The following is a 1,543-nucleotide window of genomic DNA, read 5'->3' on the forward strand; positions in this document are numbered from 1 at the left end:
CGTCGAAGGCGCTCAAGAGTTCGCTGGTTGTATTTGAGACCACAAGTCTGCCGCACATGATGCGACGTTACAGCCGGTCGACCGCTGCTGACCAGTCCACGCCCAATGCCCTCCCCCGACTTTCCAGGCAACGAATCCAGTTCGGCGCGTCAATGCGAGAGCATGGCCATGGATAAGGGGCGATCAGCGCCGGGTATTTCACTCGAGGAAACTCGGCGCGCGCGGGTGCGAACTGCCGCCTACTGTGTGGGCTTCTTTGCGGCGGGGCGGGCTTCTGCCTGGTCGGCGCGGCTTCGCTGTTCGCGTGCTTCCTGTCGCAGTTCTGCCGCCTCGACCCGGAGCTGGGCTAGCTGTTGGTCGTGCGTGGTGCGAAGGTCACTGACGCGCTGCTCGCCGTGAGTTCGTTCACGTTCAGCGTCGGTACGTGCTGCGTCACGTTCGACGTTCGCGGTTGCCAGGTGCTCGCGCAGCGAGCTGGCTTCTTCCCGCGCCGTGTCGTGGGCTGCTCGACTCTGCTCGAGCTGGTCCCGAATCTTGGCGAGGTCCGTCTCGGCGCGCTGCGCTCGGGCCGCTTCGTCGTCGGCGCGGGCGACCGCGCCTCGAGCTCGCTCTTCGGCTTCGGCGCGCGCAGCGGACGCCGCTTCGGCCCGCGCCGTGGCGTCGTCGCGTTCGTGCTCCGTCTCCTCCAACCGTGTGCGCACGGTGGCGAGCTGCGCGCGCATCTGAGCCAGCTCGGCTTGCGCCTGGACGTTCTGAGCCTCGGCCTCCGTCCGAACGGCGGTCAACTCGGCCGTCACCTGGTCGAGAGTCACCGCCCGCTCCCCCAGCTCCTCCTGGCTGGCCGCGAGAGCGATCTGCTGCTGATCGGCGAGTTCGGATGCTTCCGTAGCGGCGGCGTCAGCTTCCACCCGCTCGGCCTCGGCCCGGCGCTGGGCTTGCTCGGCACGGCTCGCTCGTGCTGTCGCGGCGGCGACGCGTTCGGCGGCTTCCGTGGTGACGGATTCGATTTGGGCTTCTGCGGCGTCGGGGTCGGCAACGGTGCGCAGCTCCTCGACGAGCGCGGTCAGTTGCTGGCCGAGATGCTCGACCATCCCGGCGACCTGTCCGCGGAGCTCTCCCGCGCGCTGGCGCGCTGCGTCGACGGGGCGCTTCTCGTCCTCGACGCTCCGGGCGGGCTCGGCGGCGAGGCGGCGGCGCGCGCGCCAGGCAGCGGCGCGGTTGTGTCCCTCGTCGTCGCAGTACTCGGGGGGCCGGCCGGTGCCGGCGTCCGCGCTGACGGCGGGGCGTTCGCATCCGGGGAACCGGCACGTGCGTGGCTCTGTCTGCTGCAGCTGATCGCTCATAACGTCACTCTAGCATGACGAAATACGTAACAGAATACAGAATACGTAACGAAATACGAAACGCTTTTGGGCGTTGTAAGGTACAGCGCTTGTGATTTTGAGAATGCTCATCTCGATGTCAGTAATCAGCGGAAATTGCTCATCTCGATGTCAGTAAATTGCTCATCTCGATGTCAGTGGACCGCGGGCCCGTCCCAGTA

Annotated in this window: 1 protein-coding gene; it reads right to left on the reverse strand. The window is 66.8% G+C overall.

All coding sequences use genetic code 11. The features are described 5' to 3' along the window. Nucleotides 1-239: 239 nt before the first annotated feature. On the reverse strand, nt 240-1,343 hold the full coding sequence (locus JF66_RS19315) for a hypothetical protein (RefSeq protein WP_035880509.1): 1,104 nt from the start codon (nt 1,341-1,343) through the stop codon (nt 240-242). Nucleotides 1,344-1,543 lie beyond the last annotated feature (200 nt).

Source organism: Cryobacterium sp. MLB-32 (assembly GCF_000738085.1).
Taxonomy (GTDB): Bacteria; Actinomycetota; Actinomycetes; order Actinomycetales; family Microbacteriaceae; genus Cryobacterium.

Bases quoted from the DNA above. Each gene is read 5' to 3' on its own strand.
- JF66_RS19315 (WP_035880509.1), bottom strand. From the start codon at position 1,343: ATGAGCGATCAGCTGCAGCAGACAGAGCCACGCACGTGCCGGTTCCCC.